This window comes from Sorangium sp. So ce296 (genome assembly GCF_051529605.1).
Classification (GTDB): Bacteria; Myxococcota_A; Polyangia; order Polyangiales; family Polyangiaceae; genus Sorangium; species Sorangium cellulosum_D.
Genome location: NZ_CP150325.1, coordinates 9,179,885 through 9,203,682, shown reverse-complemented (window position 1 = coordinate 9,203,682; position 23,798 = coordinate 9,179,885). Strand labels below are relative to the sequence as shown.

The 23,798-nt window shown below is 71.3% G+C and carries 14 protein-coding genes; 5 read left to right on the top strand and 9 right to left on the bottom strand.

Annotated features, from left to right (window positions below):
• Nucleotides 1-48: 48 nt before the first annotated feature.
• Nucleotides 49-657 (bottom strand): hypothetical protein, encoded by a 609-nt coding sequence (locus tag WME98_RS34110; protein ID WP_437336914.1) that lies wholly within the window; start codon nt 655-657, stop codon nt 49-51.
• Between the two features lie 926 nt (nt 658-1,583).
• On the opposite strand from WME98_RS34110, the gene WME98_RS34105 reads away from it, so the two are divergent.
• Nucleotides 1,584-4,601, top strand: a complete 3,018-nt coding sequence (locus WME98_RS34105; protein ID WP_437945863.1) for a fibronectin type III domain-containing protein — start codon at nt 1,584-1,586, stop codon at nt 4,599-4,601.
• A 33-nt stretch (nt 4,602-4,634) separates the two neighbouring features.
• Here WME98_RS34105 and WME98_RS34100 read toward each other — a convergent pair whose 3' ends face one another.
• The 4 genes from WME98_RS34100 to WME98_RS34085 form a co-directional block, all read right to left on the bottom strand.
• Nucleotides 4,635-5,489, bottom strand: coding sequence for a CPBP family intramembrane glutamic endopeptidase (locus tag WME98_RS34100; protein ID WP_437945862.1), 855 nt, complete (start codon nt 5,487-5,489; stop codon nt 4,635-4,637).
• Nucleotides 5,490-5,713: 224 nt separating this feature from the next.
• Nucleotides 5,714-6,103, bottom strand: a complete 390-nt coding sequence (locus tag WME98_RS34095; protein WP_437945861.1) for a nuclear transport factor 2 family protein — start codon at nt 6,101-6,103, stop codon at nt 5,714-5,716.
• A 154-nt stretch (nt 6,104-6,257) separates the two neighbouring features.
• Nucleotides 6,258-7,190: a helix-turn-helix transcriptional regulator gene (locus WME98_RS34090; RefSeq protein WP_437945860.1), complete on the bottom strand. Its 933-nt coding sequence runs from the start codon at nt 7,188-7,190 to the stop codon at nt 6,258-6,260.
• A 514-nt stretch (nt 7,191-7,704) separates the two neighbouring features.
• Nucleotides 7,705-8,970 (bottom strand): alpha/beta hydrolase family protein, encoded by a 1,266-nt coding sequence (locus WME98_RS34085; RefSeq protein WP_437945859.1) that lies wholly within the window; start codon nt 8,968-8,970, stop codon nt 7,705-7,707.
• A gap of 216 nt (nt 8,971-9,186) precedes the next feature.
• Between WME98_RS34085 and WME98_RS34080 the strand changes: the two genes are divergently transcribed.
• Complete coding sequence (locus WME98_RS34080; protein WP_437945858.1) at nt 9,187-9,921, top strand: SanA/YdcF family protein; 735 nt, start codon at nt 9,187-9,189, stop codon at nt 9,919-9,921.
• Between the two features lie 263 nt (nt 9,922-10,184).
• Here WME98_RS34080 and WME98_RS34075 read toward each other — a convergent pair whose 3' ends face one another.
• Both WME98_RS34075 and WME98_RS34070 read right to left on the bottom strand, forming a co-directional pair.
• Nucleotides 10,185-17,888: an amino acid adenylation domain-containing protein gene (locus WME98_RS34075; protein ID WP_437945857.1), complete on the bottom strand. Its 7,704-nt coding sequence runs from the start codon at nt 17,886-17,888 to the stop codon at nt 10,185-10,187.
• 83 nt (nt 17,889-17,971) lie between these two features.
• On the bottom strand, nt 17,972-18,793 hold the full coding sequence (locus WME98_RS34070) for a phytanoyl-CoA dioxygenase family protein (protein WP_437945856.1): 822 nt from the start codon (nt 18,791-18,793) through the stop codon (nt 17,972-17,974).
• Between the two features lie 747 nt (nt 18,794-19,540).
• On the opposite strand from WME98_RS34070, the gene WME98_RS34065 reads away from it, so the two are divergent.
• Entirely contained in the window at nt 19,541-19,702 is a 162-nt protein-coding gene (locus WME98_RS34065; RefSeq protein WP_437945855.1) for a hypothetical protein, read from the top strand.
• Nucleotides 19,703-19,785: 83 nt separating this feature from the next.
• Nucleotides 19,786-20,418 carry a DUF6151 family protein gene (locus WME98_RS34060; protein ID WP_437945854.1) on the top strand — a complete coding sequence of 211 codons (633 nt, stop codon included), beginning with the start codon at nt 19,786-19,788 and terminating at the stop codon, nt 20,416-20,418.
• A gap of 78 nt (nt 20,419-20,496) precedes the next feature.
• On the opposite strand, the gene gstA is transcribed toward WME98_RS34060, so the two are convergent.
• Complete coding sequence (gstA, locus tag WME98_RS34055; protein ID WP_437945853.1) at nt 20,497-21,117, bottom strand: glutathione transferase GstA; 621 nt, start codon at nt 21,115-21,117, stop codon at nt 20,497-20,499.
• A 282-nt stretch (nt 21,118-21,399) separates the two neighbouring features.
• On the opposite strand from gstA, the gene WME98_RS34050 reads away from it, so the two are divergent.
• Complete coding sequence (locus WME98_RS34050; RefSeq protein ID WP_437336901.1) at nt 21,400-21,816, top strand: winged helix-turn-helix transcriptional regulator; 417 nt, start codon at nt 21,400-21,402, stop codon at nt 21,814-21,816.
• Nucleotides 21,817-21,843: 27 nt separating this feature from the next.
• Here the strand turns inward: WME98_RS34050 and WME98_RS34045 are convergent, their stop codons facing one another.
• Nucleotides 21,844-23,202, bottom strand: a complete 1,359-nt coding sequence (locus WME98_RS34045; RefSeq protein WP_437945852.1) for a hypothetical protein — start codon at nt 23,200-23,202, stop codon at nt 21,844-21,846.
• Nucleotides 23,203-23,798 lie beyond the last annotated feature (596 nt).

The window sequence follows — 23,798 nt, the reverse complement described above, 5'->3', positions numbered from 1 at the left end:
TCGATGCAGACGTTCGAGGAGAACGAGCTTCCCGCCCTTCGCGCCGGATCAGTGGCTCCAGCTCGTGCCTTCCGCGATCTTCTGACCGGCCGGGCCGAACGTCGTCTGGAGCACCGACTTGCCCTTGATGCGGACCTTGGTGACCGTCTTCGGGATGGACCAGCTCACGACGTCGTCGCAGCTCGGCTGGATGAAGCCGCCGCCCGGGTAGTACACGCCGGCCTTGCTCTTCGTCGCGCCGATCTGCACCCAGCAGCCCTCGACCTCGTCGAAGCCGTAGAGCGTCGCCGTCGTCGTCGTGTGCTCGCAGACGCTCTTCGACTTGGGGGCGTTGACGCTGTACGCCATCGCCGTCTGGGTCGACGCGAACGCGTTCTTCACGTTCGTGACCTCGACGACGTAGTTGCCCTTGCTGCTGTAGTACGTATTGTCCGGCGACTCGCGCAGGGTGAAGCTGCCGACGTCGCTCGAGTTCGACTGGGCCGCGGTCTGGTCGACCTGCAGGGCGGAGATATCGACGCACAGCGCCTGCGAGGTCTCTTCGACCTCCTCCGAGCCGGCCAGCTCCGCGTCAAGGTCGGTCGCGTCGGCGACGCAGCCCACGAGCGCGAACGAGGACACGAGGGACGAGGCGAGGAGGATCATTGCACGCTTCATGATTGAGCTCTCTTTCAGGTATTTAGTTGAACGACACGTGATCTGACGCGTGGGCGGTCCGCCGCGGGTGCGACGAGTCGAGTCCATCCGTCGCCCGGGTCGCCCTGCTCGCCGCTTGGACCGCGCCGAGCGTCACGCAACGCCTATAAACAGGAAGCGTGCCACTCCCCGATCCCGGCGCTCGGCCGCGCACGCGCCGGCATTTTCGCGCTTTCGCGCGCCCCGCGGCCCGGGCGGTCCGCGCCCGCGCCGGCGCGCTGAGGGCGCGCCCCCTCAGCCTGGAGGCGCCGCCCTCCAGGGCGGAGTCGTCAGGGGGGATCGGAGCGCGCCGGAGCGCAGGCCGGCGTGGGATGGGAGGCGGCGGCGCCGGCGCTCAGGGCGCGAAGGACACGTGGAGCGTGTACGGCCGCCCGTCCGGCGTGCTCGCGCCGCGCTCGTCGTGGCGCGCCGCAGTAGGGGGCGAGCGCGCACGCAGCGCCGGCGGCGGCTACCCCGGGCGAAGACGGTGCCGTAGGTGGTGCGGGGCAGCATCGGCAGGTCGATCCAGCTCACGCCGCCAGGAATGCGTAACTCGATGATCGGTCTGATGTCGTCTTCCAGGAGGCAGCAGATTGCATAAGAAATCATCAGCCATCTGACGCAAGCGTAAAGATTCGACCTTGACGCCCTCGAATTGTGTGCTTTCCATCTCCCCGAAACAACGCTCCTTCGTTTGCGTCGTTTCCCTATCCGTTTCGCTTCATTCCTGACGAGGTCAAGTGGCAATGCGGCTACACCGTACACGCGCGCGTCTCTGGCTCCCGCTCTTCTTCCTTCCTGCCTGCGTATCTCTCGATTCGCCCGACTCCGACGAGGCGATCGCGTCGCAACAAGCGGCCCTCACTGGCACGGATCTGACCCCGGCGTCCACGGTCGACGTCAGCGACATGCGGGGAAATCCCCCGGGGGTCGAGGGCATCGACAAGGTGCACGACGGCGACGTCAACACCAAGCTCTTCATGCCCCACCGCACCGACTGGATCCAGTACCGGATGCAGGCTCCGTCGATCATCGTCTCGTACGACATCACCTCGGCCAACGACTTCCCGGACCGCGATCCGAGCAGCTGGACCTTCGAGGGCTCGAGCGACGGCCTGAGCTGGAGCGTGCTCGACACGAGGACGAACGAGTCCTTCACCTCGCGGCACCAGACCCGGTCCTTCACCTTCTCGAACTCGAACGCGTACCTCTACTATCGCTTGAACGTCAGCCAGAACCTCGGCGGCGGCAACGCGCTGCAGCTCGCCGAGCTGCGCGTCGGCGGCTCGCTGGCCGCAGGCACCATGCCCGGCGCTCCGGTGCTCGCCGCGCCGAGCGTGGACTCCGACGCCGTCACGCTGACCTGGACGCCCGCCGCGAACGCGTCCGGCTACTACGTCCAGCGCGTGAACGACGACGGCAGCGGCACCACGGAGATCTTCACGAGCTCCACCAGCTACACCGACACGAACCTGGCTCCAGGCACGAGCTATCTCTATCAAGTGCAGGCGGTGAACGGCGCGCTGCGCGGGTTCCCGTCCGAGGTCTCCGCGCGCGCCACGACGGCGGGGGTCGCCGTGCACCAGGACATCACCGCGCTCTCCTCGTCCGTGCCCGTCGAGCAGCACCCTGGGAACGGGGTCGCCGGCGAGGATGTCACGAAGGTCACGGACAACAATCCGTTCTCGAAGTACTACGAGCCGAACGCCAGCACCTGGATCCGGCTCGAGACGCCGAGCGCCGTGGTCACCAGCTACAGCCTGACGTCCGCCAACGACTTTCCGAACCGCGATCCGAAGGACTGGACGCTCGAAGGTTCGAACGACGGCACGAGCTGGACCGTGCTCGACACGCGGACCAACCAGTCGTTCACGAACCGCCACAGCGCGCGCACGTATTCCTGCAACCCCGAGCGGCTGGAGTTCAGCCGATACCGCCTGCACATCCAGGACAACCACGGCGCCGGTGACACGCAGCTCGCGGAGTGGCGGCTCTTCGGCACGAGCAGCGCCTCGCTCGCCGCGCCCGCCGCGCCGGGCAGCGTGAGCGCACAGGCCCTGTCGGGCAATCAGATCCGCGTCACCTGGACGGACAACGCCGGGCAGCTCAACCCCGAAGCGTCGTACCGCGTGGAGCGAGCCACGAACTCGAGCTTCACCTCCGGTCTCGTGGTCGGGACTACCGGCGCCGGCAGCACCGAGTTCCGCGCCACGGGCCTGGCGCCGAACCAGACCTACTATTTCCGCGTGAGCGCGCAGAACGCGGCGGGCAGCTCGATCAAGGTCGGCCCCGTGAGCGCGACGACCACCGCGAACACGCCGCCCGCGTCGTTCGTGGAGAACGGCTGGTACGACGGCCAGAACCGCACGGTCACGTTGGCCTACTCGGACGCGAACCTCGCCGCGTACTTCGACCAGTACGTCCCGAACCCGTCCGGCGCCACCTGGGTGACCCCGATCGTCAGCGAAGCCTGGGGCTACGCGAAGGACACCTACGGCAGCATGGTCGACCCGATCCTTCACATGATCGGAAACCAGGACAACGCTCCGGGTGAGGTTCCCGGCACCCTGGCCTACAACGTCGGTGGAGTCGTCTACGCCTCGGACAGCGCCGCCTCCTATCGAAACATCATCTTCACCGTGAGCAGCGATTGGTCGGTGCCCGACTACGGCTGGGTCGTGCAGTCGCTGATCCACGAGATGGGGCACATCGTCGAGAGCAACAACAACGGCATCGCGGGCTCGCCCGCCTTCAATGCCTGGGGTGACAGCAAGTGGGCCGAGATCTTCGGCTACGACGTGTTCCTGCACCTGACCACGATCTCCCCGAACCTCGCGCCGGAGATCTACGCGGACAACGTGTCCCACACCGATGGATTCGGCGTTTATTGGTTCCGCGACTGGTACTATCCGCTCTATACTGGCGATTTCGGCAACACGGACGCGGACCACAAGGGCAGCCGGTTCCTGTCCCGGTTCTTCCAGCTCCTCGCCGAGCACCTGCCCACGATCAACAGCACGTACGGCAATCGCCCGCTCAACCTCGGCGAGTTCATCCACTTCTGCGCGGGCGCCGCGGGGGTGGATCTCGAGGACGAGGCCCGGCTCGCCTTCCGCTGGACGCCGCAGCTCGAGCTCGAGCTCGCCAAGGCGCAGACCGAGTTCCCCGGCGTCTCGGCGCTCTACCTCGGCAATCGCGCGCCCGGCTTCACGCTCGATCCGATCACGCGGGGCGCCACGGTCAACGTGGCGCTGTCCGGGCAGACGCTCGCGGGGACGGCGACCGATCCGGACCTCGGCGATACGCTGACGTACTCCAAGCAGAGCGGCGCGAGCTGGCTCACGGTGGCGAGCGACGGCGCGCTGAGCGGCACGCCCCCCTCCGCCGGGCTGAGCACGGCCGTCGTGCGGGTCACGGATCAGGATGGCCTCTTCGATACGGTCGAGCTCGTCTTCGAGGTGACGGACGGGACCTGCACGCCGGAGAGCGACGCGCAGTTTTGCGCGCGTCTCGGCGCCGGCTGCGGCAGCTTGAGCGACGTCGACAACTGCGGCGCGCCGCGGAGCGTGAGCTCGTGCGGAAGCTGCACGGCGCCCGAGACCTGCGGCGGCGGCGGCACGCCGAACGAGTGCGGCGATCCCGGCGGCAGCACTCCTTGCGGCGGCCTCTGCTCGAGCCCCGTCGTGTTCTCGACGCAGAGCTACCACTCGGGCAACCTCGGCACCGCGGCCACCTGCCACGAGACCACCGTGAACCTGCAAGGGCTCAACTGCGGCAACTTCGCCGCGGGGCGGACGTTCCTCATCAACGGCGTGCTCGTGACCTGCAACGGCGCCAACGTCACCTTGCCGGCCAAGCGAAACGGCGGCTACTGCATGCAGGCCAGCGCCGGAAACCAGCCGTGGGCGTATTTCTCGACGTTCTGATCTCCCGCGGCGCGCCGCGATCGTCCTTCGGAGCTAGCGCGGGAGCACGCTCGCTGGGCCCCGGCCCGCCACACGGAACAGCGCGATGGCGGCAGCGGTCCACGCGATCAGCGTGACGACCGACCCCTCGACGCCGTAAGCACCGCCGCTCAGCCACTCCGGACCGGCCGGCGTCACCTGAATCCAGCCGCGCGCCGCATGACCGGAGACGGGCACCGACATCAGCGCATCGAACAGGTAGTTCCAGGCGAAGTGCATGCCCATGGCGATCCATACGCGGCGGGTGAGCAGGTAGACGCCGAGCAGGCCGGCGCCGGCCGATGCCGTGGCCAGCACCGCGAGGACGCTCACGTTGTCGTTCGGCAGGTGGGCAAGCGCAAACAGCAGTACGTTCGATGTCACGGCGATGCGGAGCCCCCACCGCTCCTCGACGATGCGGAACAGAATGGCGCGGAACACGAGCTCCTCGAAGGTCGCGACCATGATCTGCTCCGGCAGCGGCTTGAAGATGGCGCGCCAGTCACCCAGGCCCTGCACCTGCAGGGCGCCACACAGCAGCAGCAGGCCGGCCACACCGACCGCCAGCGCCGCGCCGACGCCGAAGCCCTTTCCCAGCTCCGGCAGGATGCGTGGCCCGGCAGCTTCGAGCGGCTCGCGCTTCTCCACGTTGCGCACGTAGAAGCGGTAGCCCGCCATGCATCCGGCCGCGGCCAGCAGCGTGGGCCACACCACGCGCATGGGTTTGGGCACGATCTCGGACAGCATCAGCAGCAGCGCCATCGTGCCGATGGAGGCAAGCACCGCGAGCAAGATGCGGACGAAGGTGTTTGCGAGAAGGCGCTTGCCCAGCGAAGGGCGGAGCGCTGCGTCAGGAGCGGCGGTGCTCATTGGTCCTCCTTGGTTGAAGTGCTCCGGAAACCCTCTGCGCGCCGCCCTCCGAGGTACCACATCCGTTCGCCGCGCCACACCTCCCCGTGCCCACGATCGCGCGTCTTTTACCGACGCGCCCGGTCGCTGCGCACGGCGTGAGGTGTCGTGCGCCGATGGGCGACCGGCTGTCGACGCGGCGAGGGGTAGTAGGCGCGCGCCGCCGTGGGCGCGAGGCGGCGCGCTCAGAACATGGCGCGGGGGTTCGGCGCGTCGGCCGGGATGTCCTGCAGCACGTCCCAGTGCTCGCAGAAGCGCCCGTCGGCGACGCGGAAGATGTCGACCACCGCGACCCCGCGCGGCCGCCGCGGGTTCACGAGCTTGTAGTGCACCACGGCGTACTCGGCGTCGGCGATCATGCGCTGGATCTCGACCTGCGCGCCGTGGAGCGGCGTCTCGCCGTCGCGGAAATAGGCGATGAAGGCCTCGCAGCCGTTGGCCCCGGGCGCGGCGCGCGCGTCGGGGTTGTGGTCGACGAAGTCGGCGGTCAACAGGGCGCGGACGGCGTCCCAGTGCCTGCCGACCACGGCGTCGTACAGCTCGAGCAGCATCTGCTTGTTGCGTTCGGGGCTCATACGGAGGGGGCGTGCCTTTCCGCACCGGGGGGGCATGGCCGCTCGCCGGTGCGCGCTCACCCTCGCAGCGGGGCGCGCGGCGGGCTTGAATCTGCGCGCCAATCGTCGGCGCCAATCGTCGGCTACCGCGCGCGCACCGCGCCGTGGGCGCGCGCTAGCGCGTGCGCGCGACCGCGCGATACGCGCTCGGCGGCAAGCCCGACGCGGCGCGGAACTCGCGCGCCAGGTGGGCCGCGTCGCTGAACCCGTACGCGTGCGCGATCTGGGTGAGCGGCCGAAGCGAGCCGGCGATCGAGACGGTGGCGTCGCGCGTGCGCACGCGGCGCGCGAGCGCCGAGGCGGTGGTGCCGTGCGCCGCGAGCCGGCGCTGCAGCGTGCGGACCGACTGCCGCGTGGCGTGGGCGAGGCCCTGCGGCGTCCACGGCGCGTGCGGCTCGCGCGCGATCGCCGCGAGCGTGGCGGCGACCGGGTCGTCCGCGGCGCTCGGTGGGTGCAACGTCAGACGCGCGGGCGGCGCCGGCGCGGTCCGGCGCGACCACGCGAGGCGGAGCGCGACCGGCGGCTCGGCGAGCGACGCGGGCCCGAGCCAGCGGGCGTCGCAGGCGAGATCGCGCCACGGTCCGCGCGCGACGCGCGCCGCGACGACGAGCTCGCCGTGGCCCATCCGGCGCAGCAACGCGGCGAGCACCCCGGTGATCATCACGGTCTGGCTCGCGGGGGCGAGCGCGCCGGCGTACGGCTGCGCCGCGAGCTGCAGGGCGCCGGCGCCGTCGAGCGCGAACCGCGTCTGGTGGCGCACGCCCCACGCGCGCTCGAGCGCGCTCCAGCGATGCGCGAGCTGCGCCACGCTCGCGGCGCTCTCGAGCAGGTAGAGCGTCGGCGAGAAGGTCAGCGCGTCGAGCCCGTCGCCCAGCGCGAAGACGGCGCCGAGCCCACCGACGCGTGCGCGCTCCGAGACGAGCGCCCGCAGCGGCGCCGCGGGGCTGAGGGCCTGCAGGGCGGGGTCGGGCGCGCGCGCGACGTGCGCGTCGCGCGCGCGGACGCGCTGCGCGAGGTGGAGCAGCTGCAGGCTGACGTTCTGCGACACGGGGCGTGGGCGCAGCGACAGGCGAGTGGACGGCCGCGGGCGCTCGCGCGCGAGTGTGGCACCTGCGCGCGCGGGCCGCCACGGTCACGCGCGCCCCTCGCCCGCGAGGGGCGCGCATGCGCTCACCTCTCCTTCCTGGGCGATCTCTCGCCGCCCGAGCGCGATATCGCCTTCGGCGCGCCCGCAGGCTGCTTAGCAGTGGTCAAATTTGAGCATGAAGGCGGGAAGGCGGGAAGGAAACCTTGATGCTCTCCCCGCCTTCCCGCCTTCATGTGGACTCTCTCTGGGCAAAGTTGACCACTACCCGACGGCGCGTCGGTCGCGCCCCCCTCGGAGCCGAGTGACAGGATCCGGTCGAATTCGCACGATTTCGCCCGTGCGAAGAACCAGTCTTGCGAGGATCGATCGTTTGCGAGAGGATAGGCTCAACGGGGGCGAAAGCCGGATCTCCCGCCCGCGCGTCGCGCCGCCGTTCAGGCCGGAATGGTCGCGCCAGCGCCTCTCGTCGGCGACGTCAGCGCTTCTTCTCGAAGGACACCTCGGGGTACTCGGGCGAGGGGCCGTCGAGCAGCGGCGACGCGTCGCCGCGCACGTGCGCCTCGACGAAGGCGCGCGTGTACGCGTTCGTGATCTCGACCGCGCGGGCCGGAGCGATCGTGCCCAGCTGCTCGGGGAGGGCGCCTGCGCCGAGCAGGTGCTCGATGACGACGGGCAGGTCCGAGAACGTGAGGTGCGCGGCGCCCTCGACCCGCGCGAGGTAGCCCTGGCCCTTCAGCGCGCCGTAGGTCTCGTCGACGCGCGCGTCGTCGACGTGGCCCTCCGCGAGCATGATCAGGAACGGCTGCGCGAGGCTCCGGCCTCCGGCGCCGCTCTCCGGCCCGACGAGGGTGCCGTCGAGGTTGAGCCCGGCGTCGAAGCGGTCGTCGACGGCGCACGCCTCGGCGGCCATCGCGCCGCCGAAGGAGTGGCCGAGGACGCCGACCCGATCGAGGTCGAGCCGCCCGGTGAGCAGGCCCTCGGGGTCGCGCTGCGCGGCGGCCGTGAGCTCGTCGAGCACGAAGCGCGCGTCGTCGACCCAGACCGCGACGTGCTCGTCCATCGCCTCGAAGAAGGCGTCGATCTCCTCCGGCGTCGCGTCCATCCCCGGCGGCGTCCCGACGACCGGGCTGAAGGGCACCGCGTGGCCGTCGGGGAACAGCGCCAGCTCGGTGTCGTGGGTGTGGCTGATGGCGGCGACCACGAAGCCGTGGCTCGCCAGGTCCTCGACGAGGCTCGTGTAGTCGGCGCGGAGCATCCCGAACCCGTGCGAGAAGAGGAGCACCGGGTGGGGCGCGCCCTCGTCGGCGAGGGGGACGCCGGTGCGCGCGTGCGTGACGAAGCTCGCCTCGAAGCCGTCCTCGACCGGGAGGCCGGTGCTCGCGCGGCGGCTGTCGCCCTCCTCCGGCGCGAGGTACGGCGCGAGCTCGCCGGCGCCGCAGGGATCGGCCGGATACCAGAGCTGCACGAGGAGCTGCCGGCGGTCCTCGGGATCCTCGGTCGCCTCCTCGCCACGCGCGCCGTCGGTCAGCGCGCGGACCTGCGTGCCGACCGGGCGCGGCCCGGTCGGGCGGGGAAGCTCGAAGAGGCCGTCGCCGGGCGGAGCGTCGCCCCACCCGGCGCAGGCCGGATCACCGTCGCGCGGCGGCACGGCGTCGTCGTCGCCGCAGCCGGCGAGGAGCGCGCAGGCGGAGAGGGAAGCGAGCAGCCAGGCGGCATGTCGAGAGAGGCAGTGATGGATCATGTTCGGTTCGTGCTCATACAGTGTTCGAGACCGGCGCGGCGAGCACGATCGTGGCGGGGTGGCCCATCACCGGGCACGGCCTCTCGGTCCCCGACGGCCGCGTCGCAGCTCGGCATCGGAGGCCACGCCGCGACGGCGCCACACACCTCGAGCTCGAGCCCATCCGTCCTTCCGGCGCGCCAGAATACGCGCGCCGTCCGGCGCGTTGAGCCGGGCGTGCTCCCGAAGCCTCGCCCGGCCCAGCCTCGCCTCGGCGCGTCGACCCCTCGACGGCTCGCCTATCGCACGCTCGTGACCCTGGTGTCGCTGCTGCTCGTCGGGGGCGCTGCCCTGGCCGGCGCGCGCCTCTGGGTCCTGCGGTCGGCGCGCATCTACCGCGAGCTCGACGCCGTTCCGCGGGGTGAGGTGGCCATCGTCCCGGGCGCGCTCGTGTGGCCGGACGGAACGCCGTCGGCGGTCCTCGAGGATCGGCTCGCCGCGGCCCTCGAGCTGTACCGCGCCGGCAAGGTGCGGCGGGTTCTTGTCTCCGGGGACCACGGGCGTGTCGGGTACGACGAGCCCAACGCCATGCGCGCGTGGCTCGTCAGCCGGGGCGTGCCTTCCGAGGACGTGTTCATGGACCACGCGGGCCTGCGCACGCTGGACACGATGCAGCGCGCCGCGCGCGTCTTCGGCGTGCGCGACGCGGTCGTGTGCACCCAGGGCTTTCACCTGCCGCGCGCCCTGTACCTGGCGCGCGCGGCGGGCTTCCCCGCGGTGGGCTACGCCGCCGACCGGCGCGTCTATGCGAACGCCGACCGCGACGCGCGGCGCGAGCTCCTCGCCACGGCGCTGACGCTCATCGACACCTGGTCAGGCCGCGGGCCGCGTTTCCTGGGGCCGCAGGTGCCCATCCAGGGCGACTCGAGCGCTTCCCACGACGCGTGGACGCGCGGGCTCGTCGTTCGATGAGGCGCGCGCCAGGGTGCTCGGGCGCGCCCTCCAGCATTCCTCTCCCTGCGTTCCGAGGTTACCCCCAGGTTGGCGGAGGAGATCGATGGAGTTCAGGTTGCTCGGCGGATCAGGGTTCAAGGTTCCGGTGGGCAGAACCTGGGGGACGTCGGCCCAACTCGGTAGAATTCGCTGCGGCAGGGGTCAACGGACGATCACGCGCATCGGTGCGATCGGCGGGCTCGGCGCGGCGGCGTCGAGAGCTCAGTCAGCGCGTCGGAGCCTCAAGCCGGACGGCCCGCCGTCGAGGCCGCGGCCTCGAGGCTCTGCGCGAGCACCTGGGCGACGGCGCGCGCATGGGGCTCGGCGAACATCGTCATGTGATCGCCGGGCACCCAGCGGATATCGACGCCGGCGCGGGCGTGCTTGCCCCAGCCCCAGGCCGGGTCGTCCGCCGCGCGCGCGAAGAGGCCGAGGTCCACGAGAGGGTCGAAGCGGCTCGGCTCGGAGGCTCGCAGGAGCACGATGCGATCCACCGTCACGTGGGCTGGATCGTAGCGGCCGTACGCGAGATCGCTCGCCTTCATGACCTCCGCGATGCCGCGCGCGCGATCGGGTCCCGCGTCCGTGGGCAGGACGCCAGCAGCGCCGAGCCGACGCGCCAGGAGCTCGAGCTGCGCCTCCGGGCTCCTCGCCCGGAACTCCTCGTCGAGCGAGCGCAGCGCCTCCGAGGACATCGGCTCGAAGAGGGCGAGGATGGCCGTGAGCCAGCGGGCGTGGTCCCACCGGAAGCCGATCCAGTCGCTCTCGGCGACGGGCGCCGGGACATCGAGGATCGCGAGCAAGGCGACCTGCTCGCCTTCGCGCTCGAGCTGCCGGGCCATCTCGAAGGCGATGGCGCCGCCGACGGAGTGGCCACCGAGAGCATAGGGGCCATGAGGCCTGAACGCGCGGATCGCGGCAAGGTGATGAGCGGCGAGCGCCTCGATGGTGGCGAGCGGCGGCGACTGCCCGTCAATGCCGGGGTACTGGAGCCCGTAGAAGGGCTGATCCGCGCCGAGGTGCCGCGCGAGCGCGTGGAAGTAGACGACGTTGCCGCCGGAGCCTGCGACGCAGAAGAAGGGCGGGCGCCCGCCCTTCGGCTGGATGGGGACGAGGGGCGTCCAGGGGCGTGCACGCGCGGGCGCGCGCAGGGCGCTCGCGACACGCTCGACCGTCGAGCCTCCGAACAGGGCGGCGAGCGGGAAGGCCTGCCCGAACTCCTGCTCGATGCGCGCCGTCAGCAGCGTGGCAAGGAGCGAGTGGCCCCCGAGGTCGAAGAAATCGTCGGTCGCACCGACGGGATTGACGCGGAGGACCTCGGACCAGATGCGCGCGAGGCGGAGCTCGATTTCATCGCGAGGAGCGACCCATGCACGGCCGGTCGGGGCCGTGAGCCCCTCGGGCTCCGGGAGCGCGCGCCGATCGGCCTTCCCGCTCGGCGTCAGCGGAAGCGAGCTCAAAGGGACGATCACCGCAGGGACCATGTAATCAGGGACGGTGGCCCTCATGAACTCGCGCAGATCGCCGACATCGCAGCCGTCCCGCGGGACGACGTAACCGACCAGCCGCTTGCCGCCGGTCGCGTCGTCCCTGGCGGCGACGGCCGCAGCCTCCACGCCAGGATGGCGGGCCAGGACGGCCTCGACCTCGTCGAGCTCGACACGAAAGCCGCGGATCTTGACCTGCGCGTCCGTGCGGCCGAGAAACGCGATGTTGCCGTCGGGGAGATACCGCGCAAGGTCGCCGGTGCGGTAGAGGCGAGCGTCGGGAGCGGCGGAGAAGGGGTCGACGAGGAACCGCTCCGCCGTGAGCTCTGGCCGGCCGAGGTAGCCGCGCGCGAGGGCGGCGCCGCCGACGTAGAGCTCGCCGGGGACGCCGATCGGGACGGGGTGGCCCGCAGGGTCGAGGAGGTAGATCTGAGTGTTGTCGATCGGTCGGCCGATCGACGGCAACTCCGGCCATGCGCTGACCGGGCCAGAGAGCGTGAGCGCGGTCACGACGTGCGTCTCCGAGGGACCATACTGGTTCTGCAGCACGCAATGGGGGAGCTTCTCGAAGAAGCGGCGCACCGCGGGCGTGATCCTGAGCTGCTCGCCCGCGACATAGAGCTCGCGCAGGCTCTCCGGGGCCGGGGCGCCGCGGTCGACGGCCACCGCCATCTGCTGCAAGGCCACGAAGGGGAGGAACATGCGGGCGACGCGGTGATCGGCGATGACCCCGAGCAGCGCGAGCGGATCGCGGCGCGCCGGCTCCGAGATGAGGACCAGGGTGCCGCCCGTCCAGAAGGTGGCGAACAGCTCGAGGAAGGAAGCGTCGAAGCTGATCGGCGCAAACTGCAGGGTGCGGTCGCCCGAGCCGAGCGCGGTCTGGCGGAGCTGCCAGGCGAGGAGGTTGACGAGGGGCCCCTGCGGCATCGCGACGCCCTTGGGAGTCCCCGTGGAGCCCGACGTGTAGAGGACATAGGCAAGCTGCTCCGGTGAGGCATCGTCGTCCAGGTCGTGATCGGGCTCGGCCGAGAGGAGGTCCTGGGCGGCGTCCATGCACAGCGCCTCGGCGCCGTGGTCCGGCAACAGGTGGAGAAGCCCCGCGCGGGTGACGAGCACGCGGACGCCGGCGTCGGCGCACATGAAGCGCAGTCGCTCCGCAGGATAGCTGAGATCGAGCGGGACATAGGCCGCGCCGGCCTTGAGGATCCCGAGCACGCCGACGATCAGCTCCGGCGTCCGGTCCAGGAGCAGGGCGACGCCGGTATCGCGGCGGACCCCGAGCCGGCGCAGGCGACGCGCGAGCTGGTTGGCGCGGCGGTTCAAGGCGTCATAGGTGAGCTCCTCCGCTCCGAAGACGACGGCGGCGGCGTCCGGGGTCCGGCGCACCTGCGCCTCGAAGGGCGCGACGATGGAGCAGGAGGGGCGCTCGATCGCCGTCGCGTTCCAGTCGTCGAGGAGCTGCCGGAGCTCCCCAGGGGTGAGCACGGGCAGCGCGGATATCCGCCTCGCGGGGTCCTCGGCCATCGCGGCGAGCAGCACCTCCAGGTGGCCGGCCATCCGCCGCACGGTCTCTGCCGCGAGCAGATCGCTGCGGTACTCGATCCGACCGAGGATCCCCTCCGCGCGCTCGTCGATCTCGATCATGAGGTCGAACTTCGCGGTGCCTGTATGGACGCCGAGGCGGTCGAGCGTCCACCCGAGCGGGCCTGCCGCGAGCGGCGGCTGGGAGATGAACGCCACCTGGAAGAGGGGATTCCGGCCGGCGTGGCGCCGGGGATGGAGCGCCGCGACGAGGGCCTCGAACGGGAGCGCTTGATGCTGGAGGGCCTCGAGGCTGAGGCCGCGGACCCGCCGCAGGAGCTCGCCGACCGTGGGATCGCCGGAGAGGTCGGCGCGGAGGACGAGGGTGTTGTCGCAATAGCCCATCACGCGCTCGAGCTCCGGCCGGCCGCGCTGCGCGATGACCGTACCGAGCGCGAGATCGCGCTGGCCGGTGTAGCGATGGAGGAGCACGTAGATGGCGGCGGTCACGGTCATGAAGAGCGTGACCCCCTCCCTGCGACCGAGGCGCCTCAGGGCCTCGGTGAGGTCGCTCGAGAACGCCATGCACGCGCGCTCTCCGCTGCAGCGCGGGGCGCTCGGGCGGGGCCGGTCGAGCGGGAGCTCGAGCTCGGGCAAACCGCGGAGCCGCTCGATCCACCACGGGAGCTCGACCTTCGCGGCCCGCTCGGCCTCGGCCCGCTGGTAGGCGACGAAGTCCGCGTACTGGGCCGGGAGCTCGGGCCACGGCGGCGCCGTCGCGCCGCGGGAGAGGGCGTCATAGGCCACCTCGAGCTCCGCGAGCAGGACGCGGTACAGGGAGATGCCATCGACGATGAGATGGTGAAGGACGAGGTGGAGCTCCTGTTCGTCGTCGGCGAGGCGCACGAAGGTCGCTCTGAGGAGGGGAGGTGCCCCGAGGTCAAAGGAGAGCCGGGCTTGCTCTTCGGCGAGGCGCTGCGCCGCAGGCGCACGGTCCGCCGGAGGGACCGCCCGCAGGTCGACTACGCGCAAAGAAAAGGAAGGGGGGCGAACGATCCGCACCGGCCGCCCCTCCCTCTCGACGAACGCCGTGCGCAGGATCTCGTGACGGCGGATGAGCTCGACCAAGCACCGCTCGAGGACGCCTTCATCGACGGGGCCGCGCATGCGGATCGCGCAAGGCTCGTTGTAGAGCGGCTCTCCGGCGTAGAGGCGGTGCAGGAACCAGATCTGCTCCTGGCCGGGAGAGAGCGGGAGCTCGTGCTGCGGCGCCGTGAGAGCGGCGGCGTCGTCCGCCGGGCGCGCCGCGAGCTGGCTGCCGGCGTCTCCCTCCCGGAGGGCGTGCTTTGCGTCGATGTGCTCGGCGAGCTCGGCGATGCTCGGCGCGCTGAAGAGCGCGTCCACCGAGAGCTCGACGCCGAGCGCGCTCCTGATCCGCGCGGCGGTCTGGATCGCGAGCAGCGAGTTGCCGCCGAGATCGAGGAAGTTGTCGTGAACGCCGACCTCCGCGCCGAGGATCTCCTTCCAGACGGCGGCCAGGGCGCGCTCGGTGGCGGTGCGCGGGAGATCCGCCGGATCGATGCCAGGGTCCCCTGCGGGCGCGAGCTCCGCGGGCAGCGACGCCCGCGAGAGCAACGCCTGGCGATCGAGCTTGCGGCTCACCGTGCGAGGGAGGCAGTCCATCGCGTGGAAGGCCGAAGGGATCATGTAGGCGGGCAGCCGCGACGCGAGGAAGCCGCGCAGCTCCTGCGGCAGGTTCGACGAGGGCGTCCGGGGTACGACGAAGGCGACGAGGCGGCGCGAGCCGTCGGCGTGCTCCGGGGCGACCACCGCGGCGTCGCCCACGAGCGGGCTCTCGGCCAGGATGGCCTCGATCTCCTCCGGCTCGACGCGGAAGCCGCGGATCTTGACCTGATGGTCGGCGCGTCCGACGAACTCGAGGTGTCCATCGGCGCGCCAGCGCACGAGGTCTCCTGTCCTGTAGAGGCGAGCGTGCCCCGATGGATCGAAGGGGCTCGTGATGAAGCGCTCCGCCGTGAGCTCTGGCCGGCCGTGATAGCCGCGCGCGAGGCCGGCCCCGCCGAGGTAGAGCTCCCCTGCGACCCCTCCGGGGACGGGCTCGCCCGCCGGGCCGAGCACGTGCGCCTCGACGTGCGGCATCGGGCGCCCGATCGGGACCTCGGCGCCGAGGTCGTCGACGGCGGAGAGGTCGCAGGCGATCGCGACGACCGTGGCCTCGGTGGGCCCGTAGGTGTTCACGAGGCGCGGGGACGGCCCGCAATGCGCCTTCCACGCGAGGACCCGCGCGAGCGACGCGCGCTCGCCGCCGATGATCACGAGGCGGACGCAGGGCGGCAGATTCAGGCCGGACGCGGTGAGCTCGGCCGTGAGCTGGTGCCAGTAGCCGGTCGGCAGGTCGAGGACGGTCAACCCGAGCTCCGCGCAAGCCGCGACGAGCGCGGGCGCCGAGCCGATCATCGCCTCGCTGCGCAGCACGAGCGTGCCGCCGGAGATCAGGCTGGTGTAGATCTCCTCGACGGCAGCGTCGAAGCTGATCGCGGCGAACTGGAGGACCCGATCGCCCGGGCCGATGCCGTACTCGACGCATGCCGAGCGCGTGAAGCGCGACAGCGCGGCATGCTCCACGACGACGCCCTTCGGTTGGCCGGTGGATCCCGACGTGTAGATGACGTACGCGGCCTGGCCGAGGCCCGCGACGGCGGCCGGCGCGGCGGTGGGACGAGCCTCGATGGCGGCGCGGTCGGCGTCGAGGCGCACGACGTGCGCCGCTTGCGACGCCACCCGGCAGGCGAGCGCTTCCGACGTGAGGACCGTCACCACGCCCGCGTCCTTGAGGATGTAGGCGCGGCGAGGCTCCGGCTCGGCGGGGTCGATGGGGACGTACGCGCCTCCCGCCTTCAGCACGGCCAACATCGCGACGATCTGCTCGATCGAGCGCTCCACGCAGATGCCGACGAGCGCCTCGCGGCCGACGCCGAGCGCGGCCAGGTGGTGCGCGAGCTGGTTGCTGCGGGCGTCGAGCTCGGCGTAGGTGATGGAACGGGCGCCGGAGACGACCGCGATCGCGCCCGGAGCTCTCGCCGCCGCTCGCGCGAACAGGTCGTGGACGCAGGCCGCGTCGTCGGGGGCGCCGCAGGGATGGGCAGCGCCGTTCCCGCCGGTGCGCGCCGGGCGCGCGCCGCCTGGCCAGAGATCCCCTGCGGGCGCGGCGAGGGTGGTCCGTGGTGCCTCCGCGCGACGCGCGCGCGAAGGCGGCGTCCAGTAGGCAAGATCCTCCTCGAACCTGCGGCTCAGGTAGGGATCGAGCGCGTCGCTGGCGCCCGGCAGCCCCTGCTCGACGTCGCCGACCGCGGCGGCGTAGCGGGAGATGCGGAGCGCGAGCGCGTCGCGGCTCATGAGGGCGGCCTCCTCCCGGGCTCCATCGCACGCCGCCGCGAGCGCCGCGTCGAAGCGTCCCCCGAGCCACGCGGCGGCCGGGCGCAGGGCCGACGCATCTCCGCGGCTGCTCTCGACCGCGGCGAGGAGGAGCGCGTCGGTCGCGGCGTCCCCGAGGAGCGCGCTGCCCCAGTAGAGGGCGGTCGACCGGTCGTCGAAGGGCGTCGCGGCATTCCCCGCGCGGGCCCGCACCCGTGCTGCTGCTTCCTCGAGGCGGCGGGCGATCGCCGGCGACGCGCACGTCTCGGCGAGAAAGCGGTACAGGCTCCGGTCCGTGTGCAGCGCGCTCGAGCCGAGCACCATGTTCAAGGCCTCGGTGGGGCCCTCGAAGATGCGCCATGGGCGCGCGTCGCGGTACATCTGCGGCACGAGGTTGCTCTCCTCGTAGCCGCGCGCCCCGAGGAGCTGGACCAGCTGATCGACGGCCCAGCCTAGGGACTCGGCGCCGGCGTTCTTGCAGGCCATGTACGCCTCGGCGGGGACGCTCCGGCCTGCGTCGCGCAGCTCGGCGATCCGCGTGGCCAGCGCCTCCACCGACGTGATCCGGGCTGCGAGCTCGCTCATGCGGGCGAGCGTCACGGGGTTGTCGAGGAGGTTGCCTGTCAGGACCTGCCGCCGCTCGGCGTAGCGGAGCATGAGCTGCGCGCAGCGCTTCATCCCGCCGACCGCCATCCCGCCCAGATAGAAGCGGATGAGCATCATCGTGTCCCGGGCTCCCTCCATTCCGCTGCCCGGCGCGCCGAGCATGTCGGCCGTGGTCACGCGGACGCCGTCGAGCACCACCGTGTTCTTGGTGAACCCGCGCAGCCCCAGGGTGAGCGCCTCTGGCCCGATATGGAGCCCGTCCGCGCCCTGGCGGACGATGAAGCCCGTCAGCCCACGAGAGCGGCCCCGCTCGTCGAGGAGCTGGGCATAGACGTGGATGACGCTGGCGGCGGAGCCGGCGCCGACCCAGAGCTTGCTGCCGTGGAGGCGCCACGCGCCCCTACCTTCCGGGACCGCCCTGGTCTCGATGGCGCGGAGGTTGGAGCCCGCCTTGGGCTCGGTCATCGCCACCGCGGCGAAGACTCGGCCGCGCGCGACGAGCGGGAGGAACTCGCCGCGCACGGCCTCGGTCGCGTGGTGGCCGATGGTGTGCGCGCCGAGGATGCTGTCCAGGACGACGATCGCGAGCGTGAGATCGATCGCCGAGAGCTGCTCGAGGACGCGGAGGGCGTCGCCGCAGCGGAGGCCGAGCCCGCCATAGCGCTCGGGCACCTGCATGCCGAGCAAGCCGCGGTTGCCGAAGTCTAGAATCACGTGCGGCGGGATGCAGCGCCGCTCGTCGATCAGGCGGGAGTTGATCCGCCGCTCGGCGTAATCGCGCACCCACCGGATCAGCTCATCGGCGCGCCGCCGGCTGGTCTCCGGAGAGGCGGCCCAGGGCTCGGGCTGTACGATGTTCGAGTGCTGCTCGACGTGATGGAAGGTCTCGGTGTGCATGTGCAAATTCCCTGCGAAAGCGCGGCGCCCCGAGCGCCGGTCGGAAATGTCTCCTGGTCAGCCGATCCGCTCGTGGGGGGTGATCACTCCGTGAGGATGCTCTCGGGGCCGGCGATGACCGGGGTGTAGTCACGGCTCGCGAGGAACTCGGGCCGCGGCGTCGCGACCGGGTGAGCTCGATTGAGGACGCTGTTGTACGTGACCAGGATGAGGCACCGGTCGATCGGCGTGATGTTGTTGCTCGACCCATGTACGAGGTTCGGGTGGAACAGAAGCACGGAGCCGGCGGAGCCCACCGCGGTCCGTACGGGGTAGCGAGCCGCGAGGTAGCGCACCTGCTCGCGGCTCAACACGTACTTGAGGTCCGCGGTCAGGTTGTGGATCCACACCGGTTCGCCCTCGTAGGCCCCGCCTTGGCGCGCGGACGGGCGCACCTCGATGACGCCCTCGCGGTGCGAGCCGGCGAGGAACATGAGCGGGCCGTTCGACTCCGTGTTGTCGTCGACCATGACAGCGACGTTGACCAGCCGGGGCTCGGGCAAGCCGTCCTCTTCACGCCAGAAGATGAAGTCCTGGTGCCAGGGCCAGAGCTCGCCGGCGAACGCCGCCTTGAGGTTGATCTTGAACTGATAGACGAACACCTCATCCGCCAGGAGCTGGCGGCACGGCTCGACGAGACGAGGGTGGCGGACCAGCCTGGCGAAGCTCTCGAACGTCTTGTGCTGGCCGTGAACGCCGCGCACGGTCTGCCCGTCCCGCTCGAGGACGCGGCGCGGCGACTCCTCGGCGAGCGCGACGCGGGTGTCGGCCCGGATGCGCCCGAGCTCGGCGTCGGACAGCACATTTGGGATGATCACGAACCCGTCTTGATTGTAGGCGTTCAGCTGAGTCTTCGTGAGCTTCATGAGAGGATCTCCTCCAGTGGTCATGGCCGTCATCAAGGCGACGGCGAGCCGCAGATACAGCGTCGTGGGACGACTGTGACGCAGCAGTGAGCAATTGCGCGCTCATCCCCCGGCGCACGGCGATGCTGCTGTGCCCGTCGACATTGCACGTTGCAGGCCAAGCGCGTATTCTCGCTCACAGAGCGCCGGCCGTGTCCGGCGCCCGACGGTGGCACCGGAAGTGGAGGTCACCGCGGAAGGGGCCGGCGCGGAGCGCAGGTCCGCGGAAAAACTCCGCTTTGGCGCGCCACGCGGCCGGCGAGGGCGCCGCGCCCACGGAGCGCTGTCTCCGTGACATGTCACGGGATCTGGCACGCTGCCGCCGTGACATGTCACGGGATCTGGCACGCTGCCGCCGTGACATGTCACGGGATCTGGCACGCTGCCGCCGTGACATGTCACGGGATCTGGCACGCTGCCGCCGTGACATGTCACGGAGATGCCTCTCCTCCCGCGATCGTGCTCACCTGTCGGCTGAGCCGCCGTGAACGACGCACAGAGACCGCGGCCTTCAGGGATGGGCGCGGGGCACTCGTGCTCCGCACCGAGGAGCTGACCTGGGTCGACGGTGTCAAACGAACTCAGGCTGCCCAGGCCGTGCTCGCGGATGCCGGTTACAACGTGCTGGTATAACAGCTCAACTATCTTGACGAAGCTGAAGACGTCGAAGCGCTGAAAGCCACGAACGATGCCGCGGACCCGCCCGTCGTGGGCCAGATCGGCGTGTTCAGCGTCTCGTATCGGTGCGCGATGGCCGCAGACGCCGCGGAGCTGCCGGACCTCCCCATCGTCGCCTTCGATTTCGATCCGCAGACCGTCGACTACATGCGCCAGGGTCGCATCAAGGCCACGCACGTCCAGCGGCAGTAGCGCTGGCGTGGCTCGAGGGAGGCCTCGCGCGGCGCGCGCGGGGGAAGCGCGCCGCGCGCGCCAGGACGTGGTACGGGGGCGCCATGATCCGAGACGTCGAGCTCCAGTGTCGTTGCGGTAAGGTCCACGGATGGCTGCGCGGTGCCTCGCCGGACGCGGTGAACCGCGTCGTCTGCTACTGCGACGACTGCCAGGCCTTCCTCCACCACCTCGGCCGCGCAGATCTGCTCGACGAGCGCGGCGGCTCGGACATCGTGCAGGTCGCTCCCTCGACGATCTCGTTCGACCGCGGCAGAGAGCTCATCGCTGCCGTGCGCCTCACGCCGAAGGCCATCTACCGCTGGTACGCGAGCTGCTGCAAGGCGCCTCTGGGCAACACGGCGGAGCCGCGGCTGCCGTTCGTCGGCATCGTCACCGAGCTGTTCCAGCGAGCGCCGAGCGCGCGGCCGTGCGATGAGGTCTTCGGCGCGCCGCGCGGCCGGCTCTACGGCAAGTTCGCGGTCGGCGAGCCGCCGCCCGGGTCGGTGAGGCCGGGCGTGCGCCTCATGGTGTGCATGATCGGAAAGCTGCTCGGCTGGAAGCTCCGCGGCGCCGCGTGGCCGCACCCGTTCTTCGATCGCGCGAGCGGCGAACCGAAGTACCCGGTCACGGTGCTGTCCACGGCCGAGCGCGACGCGCTGCGCCCGCTGTGCGGCCCGCGCCCCGCGCGCGCCTGACGACCCCAGGACGGCGGAGTCCCCCGCCCCGGCGTGTGGCCTCGCGCGCTCGGCGCTCGCGGCGGTTTCAGGGCCCCCTTACTTGCCGCCGTCGACCTGAAGCCCCTCGGCCCGCATCGCCCCCTGCACCGCGGGGCGCGCGGCCACCCGCCGCTGGTACGCGAGCAGATTGGGGAAGGCCGACAGGTCGATCTTGACGAAATTCGCCCAGTTCGTGACCGTGAACAGGTAGGCGTCGGCCACGGTGAACTGCTCGCCGAACAGGTAGGGCCCCTTCGCGAGCGCCGCCTCGATCACGCCGTAGCGCTTGCGCAGGTACTCTTCGCGCTCTTGCCGCTGCTCGGGCGACGTCTTCGGGGAAAAGAGCGATCCGTAGGTCTTGTGCAGCTCAGAGTTGATGTACCCGAGCGTCTCTAGCACGCGGTAGCGAGCCATCGTGCCCGGCGGCGGCACGAGCTTCGCTTCGGGCTTCTGGTCGGCCAGGTACTGGACGATGGCCGGTCCCTCGGTCAAGACCTCGCCGCCGTCGAGCTCGAGCGCGGGGATGTACCCCTTCGGGTTGATGGCCCAAAAGTCGCGGCCCGACGACGTCTTCTTGGCCGCGAGGTCGACCTTGTCGAGCGTCAGCTCGATGCCGAGCTCGCGGGCGACGATGTGCGGAGACAGAGAGCAGCCACCGGGAGAGAAATACAATTTCATGGAGGCATCCTTCGAATGATAGCGTGTTGGTGAGAACCCCGAACGGCCCCGCCCCGGCGACGCGCCCCCGGGCGTTCGGGGCGGCGAGGGGCGGGCGGACGCGGGGGCCGGCGAAGGCCCCCGCGCGCCCCGGCGAAGCCCGTCGCTTCGGCGAGGGCCGCGGCGCGCCAGCCCGATCGCTCGGGCCGGCGCCGTCGAGACCAGCAAGCTAGCGCGCGAAGTTACTCCTGGATACTCGCCAGGTGCCAGAATCCTGAAAAAGGGGTATCTTCGGGGTTACCCATGGCGCTGCCGGTTCGAAAAAATCACGTTCCCCCGCCGCCCCTCTGCCCGCTGACGCTGTGCATGGCGCTCTTGCGCGGCGCCTGGGCGCCGAACGTCATCTGGTCGCTCAGCGGGCAGCCGCGCCGGTTCGGCGAGCTGCGCGTCGACATCCCGCAGATCTCGGCGCGGGTGCTGAGCGCGCGCCTGCGCGAGCTCGAGGCCAAGGGCGTGGTCAGCCGCCGCGTCATGCCCACCTCGCCGCCCTCGGTCGAGTACGAGCTCACCCCGCTCGGCCACGAGCTGGTGCCCGCGCTCCGCGCCATCGCCGAGGTCGGCGGAAAGCTCAACGGCCGAGGGGGGCCTCACGCCGTGCCGGGGCCCGGGGCACGCGCGCGCAGGCGCGCGGCCGCCCCGGCGCGAAGCCACGTTGCCTGAGCGCGGGCACGGACGCAGCAGCGGATCTCAGAACACCGTCGCAGCGAGCGACACGGTCGCTCCCCACCTCGGCCGCAAGCTCGCCGACGGCGCGCCGCCGAGGCCCACAGGATCATCGCGGTCGCTCCGCTCAATGAACGCAGACGCGCGCTGCGTGACCCCCCTCGTGAGCTCCCATTCCAACTGCGCCGCGACGCGCGTCATCAAAATCATATCCCCCGCCCGAGGCGCCCCTTCAGGCACGCCCAGATCGCTCACCACAACCCGCTCCGCCAGCACGACCGTGCCGCTGCCGCCTGCGTAGATCTCACGCGTGATCGCTACCCGCCCCTCCGCTGCGATCTGGCCCCCCACGTCGCCCGCGCTCCCTGTCGGATCGAGCCGCGAGAATGTTCCAGCGCCGATCGCCGCGCCAGGCCCACGCTCCCCAGCGACAACTCGGTCGAGAGAGCTCCAGCTCGGCACGAAAGGCAGCGCCGTCGACCGATAGACGAGATCCCCGAAGAGCGTCGGCATCATGACGCTCGGGACGCTCCCCTTCTCGTCCTCCTCCGACGACGGCGCCTCCGGCGGCAGCGTGGCGTCATAAAGATGCGTCGGCACAGCGATACCGAGGCCGCCCCGCGCCCCGAGCGACAGCCGTCTCGACAGCGAAATGCCCGCGAGCGACAGCACATCAAGCTCGATCGTGAGCGCCGCCAGATTGGTACGCCCCTCCGCCCCCCGCTTGAACGGCGCGTCCTGCTGCGCCACGTTCAAATCGATGATCGCCGCACGGACCGGCCGCTCGGGGCTCCGGTCGAAGAACTCGACGATGACCATCTCGACCCCGAGATCGCGCCGCGTGGTTCCCTCCTCGTAGCGCAGCACGTCGGCCTCGACGGCGAGGCTCATCAGGTTCAGCTTCGCCGGCAGCACCGTGAACATCCCCGGGAGCGCGAACCGGCCGCCCACCGACATCACGCCGCGCTGCGATCGCCAGAAGCGATCGGTAAACTCCACAGGCCTCTGGTACGAAAACCGCTGCTCCAGGACGACCGGCGTAAGCTGGAGCGTCGCGCTCTCCGCCGCGCGCCACTCGAACGCCCGAGCGCCGCCCGTCGATCGCGCCGCGGCGAGGCCAGCCGCGCCCGCGCGGACGATCAAGCCGCGGCGCGCGTCGAGCATCGAAGGCGAAAAGAGGCCCAGGCCTGGCGTCCTCGCGTCCGGCTCCGCGGCCGTCCACCCGATCCACCCCTCGCCGTCGATATACGGCCGCAGCCCGCCCCGCGCGCCATCGCCTCGCGTCCCCGCGGCGAGCGCGTCGACGCCCAGCGACAGCGACGCTCCCCAGCGCTCGTCCTTCGCGATCGCGATCGAGTGCGGAGAAGCCTCCTCGCCAGCCACGGCGCTCGCCCCCGGCTCGTCCTCGCCGCGCGCGGACCCGCCCGCGCCGATCTGCGTAAGGAGCGCGCACGCCCCGGTCAGCGCGATTCGCTGACGACGCGAAATCGACTGCGCACGCAGGCGCTTCTGCGCGGGGTCTGGACGCATCGACGTGGGGCCCAGAGGGCGCCTAACAACTCCCGTGCCCGCGCCGAGCCCGCCTCGTTCCCAGCTCCGCCGCGAGCGCACCCACCAGCGCCGCGACCACGCCTCGGGCCGCGCCTCGGCATCCGCGGGCCTGCGTTCCTGGCTGGACGCGCGCCGATCGCCGGAGCGTCTCCCGGCGGAGATATCTTTTCAGCCAAGCAGTGCGGCGGGAGAGAGCCACCGGAAGCGGCAATCTTTGTCACGGTGAGCGGCAATCCTTGTCACGGTGAGCGGCAATCCTTGCCACAGCGAGGTCGTCGCTCATCTCGCCTCCTCGCCTCCTCGCCCCCTCGACCGCCCCCATCCCCCCAACGGAGCGAGCCAGCGGGGGAGGGCGTGGGGCGCGGGCGGGGGGCGGCGGGGCAGGCCCCCACAAACCCCGAGCGCCGGCCCGCGGCGAAGCGATTCGT